Origin of the sequence: Conyzicola sp. (assembly GCF_046714715.1) — a bacterium.
Lineage (GTDB): Bacteria > Actinomycetota > Actinomycetes > Actinomycetales > Microbacteriaceae > Conyzicola.
Window position 1 is genome coordinate 1 of sequence record NZ_JBKKAD010000116.1, and the last position, 6727, is coordinate 6727.

Below are 6727 nucleotides of genomic sequence, written 5' to 3' on the forward strand. Positions count from 1 at the left end.
CGTTGACCCGGATGACGACCGGTCCGGTCGGATTGCTCTGCGTTACCACTTAGATCTCCTGCGCGAAGTTGCCCTGCAACCGCGAAAACACACGCTGGAAGATCCAGACGAGGACGAGCCCGATGACGGCGGCGATGAACAGCCGCAGGTTGAGGTCTTCCGGCCATGGCTGTGCCGGTGCGATGATGTCGGCCCCGGTATCGGGGTTCTGACCCGTGACGCTGTCGCGCGACCCGGCCGTCCACATGCCGCGCTGGAACGCGAGCATCGCGACCGTGATCGGATTCCACAGGTAGATCTCGGTGAGCCAGAGGTAGCCATTGCGCTGCGCCGCGTCGACGACGAACGACCACGAGTAGACGATGGGCGAGGCCCAGAAGAAGAGCAGGATGAAGACCTCGACGAGATACTGGATGTCGCGGAGGTAGACGTTGAGCGCGGAGAGCAGCAGGGCCAGGGCAATGCCGTAGATCAGCACGATAATCACACCGACCGGCACGTAGACGAGGTCAGCGCTGAACGGCACCTGTCCCAGCACGATCGTGGCACCGAGCAGCACGACGAACTGCACGCCGAAGTTGAATACCGCCGACCCCACCGCCGCCAACGGGAAGATCTCGCGCGGCAGGTAGACCTTCTTGATCAGGCCGGCGTTTCCGACGATCGAGCCCGTGCCCCCGGCGATGATCTCGGAGAACAGTCCCCACAGGGTCAGCCCGGCGAAGACGAAGATGGCGAACTCCGGCACTCCGCGGGCGGCGCCGAGGATCTGGCCGATGAAGACGAAGTAGATGACGAGCATCGTGAGGGGCCTGACCAGGCTCCAGAGGAATCCCAGCGCGCTGTCCTTGTAGCGCGACTTCAGCTCGCGGCGGATGAGGAGGTCGAGCAGCTCACGATGGGCGACGATCTCTTTTACCGACCGCAGGAATGCACCGACGGGTTGGGCGCTTGTCGCCTCCGTCGTTTGAAACGGGAGCGAGGCGAGTCTGGTCGCACGCTCCTGCGCTGGATTGGTCACGAGGTCTCCGAGTTCATTGTGCCGCTTCGCGCAGCGATCGATTCTATGCGCTGGGGAAGAAATAGCCCCACACGTCGTCGGCGTAGTGCGCCCACGTCCGTGTGCTGCGGGCCGAGGCTTCCGCCCTGAGTCTGGTGTTCACGTCGTCGTCGAAGAGCACGCTCGCGAGGCCGCGGGCGAGATCCTGTTCGTCGCGCGGGTCGACGAGCACGGCGCCGCCGCCGGCCGCGATCTCCGCCATGCTGCCGTAATTCGACGTCACCACGGGGGTTCCCATCGCGAGCGACTCGGCGACGGGCAGGCCGAAGCCCTCGTTGAGAGACGGGAACACCGTGCAGCGTGCCGCGCGGTAGCCGCCCCAGAGCAGCTCGTCGGTGATGGCGCTGACGGTCTTCACCGGGCGCCCGCGACGCTGTAGTTCGGCCAGCTGGTACTGGAACTGTTCGCTCCCCCACGCGTTGCCGCCGACGAAGGCGAGCGAGAACTCGCGGCCCTGCTTCCACAGCAGTTCGGCGGCGGTCAGCACGGCGAGATGGTTCTTGCGTGGCTCATGGCTGCCCACGCAGAACAGCAGCGGCAGGTCGTCGGCACCGAGGGTCGCGCGTGCCGACTCGACGCCGGCCTCGCTCACCACGCCGGCGTCGGCGGGCAGGAAGACGCACTGGATGTGCGGCCCCGTCAGGCCCGCGCTACCCAGCATGGTGCGCCATCCGCCGTATTCCGCGGCAGCGGCCTCGGAGATCGTGGCGATCTTCGAGAAATGCGCGGCGGCGACCAGGTTGCGGGAGAACCCGGCACCCATACCCGCGCCGATGGTCTCGGCAGAGGTGAGGGGCACACAGTCGAAACCGATGAGGGCCGCGGTGTTACCCGAGAACTCGGCCAGCGCGGCGATACGCGACGTGCGGTCGTCCTCGATGGCCAGCTCGGGGAGGATGTAGTCGCACTTCCAGGGGATGAGCACCTCGCCCACCGCGTCGGGGTGCGCGTGCGGCGCGGTGCCGTGCATCGCGTTCTCGGACTCGAGCCGCGACAGCAGGCGCAGGCTGGTCAGCGAGGTGTTCCAGCCGACGAGGGTGATGTCGTGCTTCTCGTCCCACTCCGCGATGGTCTTGCGCACGACGCGCTGGATTCCGGTCGCCAGCCCGGTGCGGGCCGTGTGGTGAACGTCGACCACGACGTGTCCGGTGAGAACTCGCACCGGCGGGGCGCTGTGGCCCAGCCGCGAGAGGCGGGCGGAAGCGATCTGCGAGATCACGGCGACGGGGCTCTCGAGCCGCAGGCGGCGGCGGAGCGTCACGATGTCGTCGCGCACGGGGAAGCGTGCGTTGAGCACGGCGAGCGCGAGCCACACCACGTCGTCGGTCGGGTTCGCGAGATGCTTCGCCACCATCGCGACGAGTTCACCCGTCGGCGCGATCCTCCGCGCGCCCGGTTCGAGGGCCGCGAGCAGAATGCCGAGCCTGTCGTTGTTCGTCTGGTTAGGCACGTGCACCGTCCTCGAGTGGAACGACGAGGTCGTTCCACAGTTCGTCGGCGTAGTCGTCCCAGCTGCGGGAGGGCCGCGTTGCGATCTGCTCGCGCAGCTCTTCGATGCGGTCCGTTCCGCTGATCAGCGAGCGCATCGCATCCACGATCGTCATCTCGTCTCTCGGGTCGATGAGTACGCAGCCACCGCCCGCGGCGATCTCCGCCGTGCTGCCGTATCCGCTCGTCACCACCGGCACGCCCATCGCGAGCGACTCGGCGACCGGCAGGCCGTACCCCTCGTGCAGCGAGGGGAAGATCGAGAACCGGGCCTCGGCGTAGGACGCCAACAGCGCGTCGTCGCGCACACCGCGCCAGACCTCGACGTCGTAGCCCTTCTTGGTGAGCGCTTTGATGCGCTGGTCGAAGCCCTGCGTGAACCAGGCGCTACCGCCGCCGATGAACCGCACGCGGAAGTCGAGGTTCTCGCGCCAGAGCACCTCGGCCGCGAACAGCACGGCGTCCTGGTTCTTGCGCGGTTCCTGACTGCCCACGCAGAGCACGAGCGGGCTCGCGACGTTCTCGGCGACGGGCTCGTGCACGAGGTCGGGCAACGCGATCGGCAGGCTGACCTCGACGCTCTCCACGACGGGCAGGCCCTGGGCCTCGAGCGCCTGGCTGAATCCCCGGAAGTCGTCCGTCGCTGCGGCGCTGATGCCCGCGACGCGGTGCGAGTGCTTGATGATCGTCAGATAGTGCACGAAGCGCTCGGTCTCCGCCGGGGGCACCGTGTCGGCGCTGACGACGGGGATGGCGTCGTAGCCGATCAGGCCGACGCGGTTGCCCGAGAACTCGGCGAGGGAGGCGAGCACGCCGCACAGGTGCGGTTGCGGAACCTCGGGCAGGATGACGCGGCTCTCGTAGGGCACGAGCAGCTTGCGGGTCGGCGCCTCCTCGACGGTCTCCCCGCTCTTCGGCTCGGTGTAGGTGTTCCACGCGGTGACCCGTGAGGTCTCGAGCGCGGAGAGACCGCGCATGGCGAGACCGCCGGGGGTCCATCCGACGAGCGTCACGTCGCGAACGCCGTGCCAGCGCGCCATGGTCTGGCGCACCACGCGCTGGATGCCGGTGTGGGCGAGGTGGGTGGCGCAGAAATCGACGTCGACGACGACGCCGCGGTGCACGATCTCGATGTCGGACGCGAGTCCCTCGGTGCCGGCGCCGAGATCGAAGGTCGCCTCGAGGAAGTCCACGAACGCCAGATCGGCGTCGCTGAGCAACAGAGCGCGGCGCGCGGCGCGCAGCTGGTCGGGAAGCGGGAAGGTGCCCGTCAATCCCACGCAGAGCAGCCAGATCTGATCGTTGCGCATGGTCGCGCGCACGTCTTCGACGAGCCGCACTGTCAGCGGCCCCGCACCGCGTTCGCGGAGGGCGGGAAGGTCGCCGGGTTCGGCGAGCAGATGGGGGGCGACGGCAACGAGTCGGCCGAGAGCGGAGTCGGCGAGCTCCTCGGTCGTCAGCGTCACCGCTGTCGGCGCTTTCGCAGCGTGGCGACCACGACCTGTGCGGTGCCGGCCACGCCGACCTCGGAGATCTTCATCTGCACCTGACGGGCTGTGCGCAACGGCCGGGTGATCCGCCACGACAGCGTCTGGGTGATCGCGGCGTGGCTCTGCTGGTGGTGGGCAACGAGCAGCCACTTCGACAGCGCGATCGTGGACAACTGGTCGACCTCGCGCTGCAGGCGCTCGCGCTCGGCTTCCGACTGCTTCAACCGCTGGGTCAGGGTCGGGCGAGCCGGCGCTACCGTGTCGGGAGTGGCGTCGGGATCGAGAGAAGACATCCGCTAATCCTATCGCTGAGGCGCGAGCCGGGGCTGAACGTTCGTCGGGTGGGGCGCTACTCGAGAAGCTTGTCCGCGCTCTCGCCGACCACGCGGTTGAGGATCGCCTCGCCCGGCGTGCCCTCGTAGTCGTGGATGACGTAGCTGACGCAGTCGATGACCTCGGCGGGTTCGCCCAGCGGGATGAGCGCCTCGGGCGGCACCTGGCCGCTGGAGTCGGTGACGACGAACGAGAACTCCGTGCCGTCGTACGGCGCGAGGTTGTTCATCCACGGGTAGACGGAGAGGTCGGGCTGCACCTGCAGGATCTCGCCGCGCGCGTCGCCGTAGACCTCGAGGGTGCGCACGCTCCAGAACGACCCGACACCGTTGCGGTCGGAGTCGCCGACGAAGTCGTCGAAGCACTGCATGGAGTTGTAGTTCGCGCCGGAGGCGGAACGCACGACCGCGGGAAGGTTGAGGCTGCCGACGACCACGATGACGATGGAGGCCGCGATGGCGATACCCACGCTGAAGCGGCTGAGGTCTCGACGCAGGGTCGCGTTCTCGACCTCGACGAGCAGTCGGCGCAGCAGGTAGACGCCGACGTAGACGATGGTGAGAAGCGGGAAGATGTAGATCGGCGTGAGATAGCGCGTGGTGATGGCGCCGGTGAGCACGTGACCCAGGAGGAGCGAGACCGTGGAGACCGAGACGAACCCGATCACGAAGAACTCGACCGTGGAGACGCGGCTCGCGATCGAGGGGCGGAAGCATCCGACGAGCGCGTAGGCCATCACGCTGAAGGTGATGGCGAGCACCGAAGCGAGCAACAGCAGCTTCAGCGAACCCGACGACGAGCTCGTCATCTCGACGAACGTCTCGCGCAGCACCATGATGCTCAGCCGGAAGTCCTCGATCGAGAAATACGACGCGAGGTTGGAGGCGAACAGGTCGGCGAAGATCGCGCGCAGGCCGAACCCGAGCAGGGTGCCGAGCAGTCCCGGCAGCACGAGCACCCACGCCCGCCTCCACGTCAGGCGTTTGCTCAGGGCGAGGATGAGCAGGCAGACCGCCATGGGCGCGACGACCTGGGCGAAGTACAGCGGGTCGGAGAACACGGTGGCGGTGGTGATCAGCGTCACGACGACCGCGAAGACCTTCACCCGGCTGCGGCCCCACGACGCCGGAGAGAAGGAGCGGGTCACCCAGAGCACGAGGGAGAGAACGACCAGCCCCACGACGATGACGCCGTAGTAATAGGTCGTGAGAAGGAAGAGGGTCGCGGTACCGCTGCGGTTCACGGTGGCGGTCGGCTCGAGCAGCACGTAGACCACGAACAGGATCGTCGCGGCGAGAGCGATGGTGATCTCGAGGAACTGGTGACGCGAACCGTGGGCGAGCTGGCGGGCGATCACGCGCAGCAGAACGTAGAGCACCACGATGTTGAGGCACGCGTTCGTGTAGAGCGCGACCTGCGGCGAATCCGTGAAGGCGGTGCTGATCGCGAAGAACAGCCCCTCGGGGAAGAAGAAGTTCTGCGACGAGAACACCCACTGGAACGCCTCGCCCTGCTGTACCGACTTCTCGACCAGCGGCAGCACGATCGAGTCGGCGTTATAGAGGAACGTCGTCTCCCACTCGGTCGTCGCGATGTGGCCGATCGCGATCAGCGAGGCGAAGACGGTGACGACGAGTGCCCACAGTTCGTACAGCCACGCCGAGATCGAACGTCCGAAGATCCGACGGCGGGGCGCGGCGGTCGCGAGGTCAGCGGCCACGACGCATCTTGATCTGGGGAACGAGGATGAAGTTGGCGAGCAGGGTGTTGCGCGGGATCTTCGAGGTGCCGTGCGTGCGGTCGAGGAACACGATCGGCAGCTCGGCGAGCGACTTCGCGTGCAACAGCGCGCGGTACTTGAGCACGAGCAGGAATCCGTAGCCGGTCGCGGAGATGGTCTCGAATTCGATGCGCTTCAGAAGCGCGGCCGAGTACATGTTGAACCCGCCGGTGTAGTCGGAGATACGCCTGCTCAGCACCGTGCGGGCGTAGAAGTTGCCGCCGCGGCTGAGAAAGCGGCGGTCCCACGTCCAGTCCGGCGTTCCGCCGCCGGGGATGTACCGGGAGGCGACGACGAAGTCCACTCCGGACTTGGCCTGGTGGATGAACCCGGAGATGTATTTCGGGTCGTGGGAGAGATCGGCGTCCATCTGCAGGAAGTAGTCGAAGCCTTGGTCTTGCAGTTGCGAGAAGCCGTAGATATAGGCGGCACCGAGGCCGTTCTTGGTCGGCTTGTTGATGACGCGCACCGACATGCGGTCGGTCTTCCAGCCGTCGGCGAGGCTCTCGACGAGGGCCGCCGTTCCGTCGGGCGAGGAATCGTCGATCACCACTACAGTGAGTTCGGTATCCGGGT

The 6727-nt window shown here is 67.1% G+C and carries 6 protein-coding genes; all 6 read right to left on the reverse strand.

All coding sequences use genetic code 11. From position 1 onward, the window contains the following. Window positions 1–49: 49 nt before the first annotated feature. Window positions 50–1021, reverse strand: a complete 972-nt coding sequence (locus ACLQ6X_RS09045) for an ABC transporter permease (protein ID WP_411699840.1) — start codon at window positions 1019–1021, stop codon at window positions 50–52. A 43-nt stretch (window positions 1022–1064) separates the two neighbouring features. Further along, window positions 1065–2510: a glycosyltransferase family 4 protein gene (locus tag ACLQ6X_RS09050; RefSeq protein WP_411699841.1), complete on the reverse strand. Its 1446-nt coding sequence runs from the start codon at window positions 2508–2510 to the stop codon at window positions 1065–1067. Further along, window positions 2503–4014 carry a glycosyltransferase gene (locus ACLQ6X_RS09055; RefSeq protein ID WP_411699842.1) on the reverse strand — a complete coding sequence of 504 codons (1512 nt, stop codon included), beginning with the start codon at window positions 4012–4014 and terminating at the stop codon, window positions 2503–2505. The genes ACLQ6X_RS09050 and ACLQ6X_RS09055 overlap by 8 nt, the downstream gene beginning before the upstream one ends. Then, window positions 4011–4331 (reverse strand): hypothetical protein, encoded by a 321-nt coding sequence (locus tag ACLQ6X_RS09060; RefSeq protein WP_411699843.1) that lies wholly within the window; start codon window positions 4329–4331, stop codon window positions 4011–4013. Before ACLQ6X_RS09060 ends, ACLQ6X_RS09055 begins: the two co-directional genes overlap by 4 nt. Window positions 4332–4387: 56 nt before the next feature. Then, window positions 4388–6091 carry a hypothetical protein gene (locus ACLQ6X_RS09065; RefSeq protein WP_411699844.1) on the reverse strand — a complete coding sequence of 568 codons (1704 nt, stop codon included), beginning with the start codon at window positions 6089–6091 and terminating at the stop codon, window positions 4388–4390. Then, on the reverse strand, window positions 6081–6727 hold a 647-nt coding region (locus tag ACLQ6X_RS09070; protein ID WP_411699845.1), incomplete at its 5' end, for a polyprenol monophosphomannose synthase. The genes ACLQ6X_RS09065 and ACLQ6X_RS09070, both read right to left, overlap by 11 nt.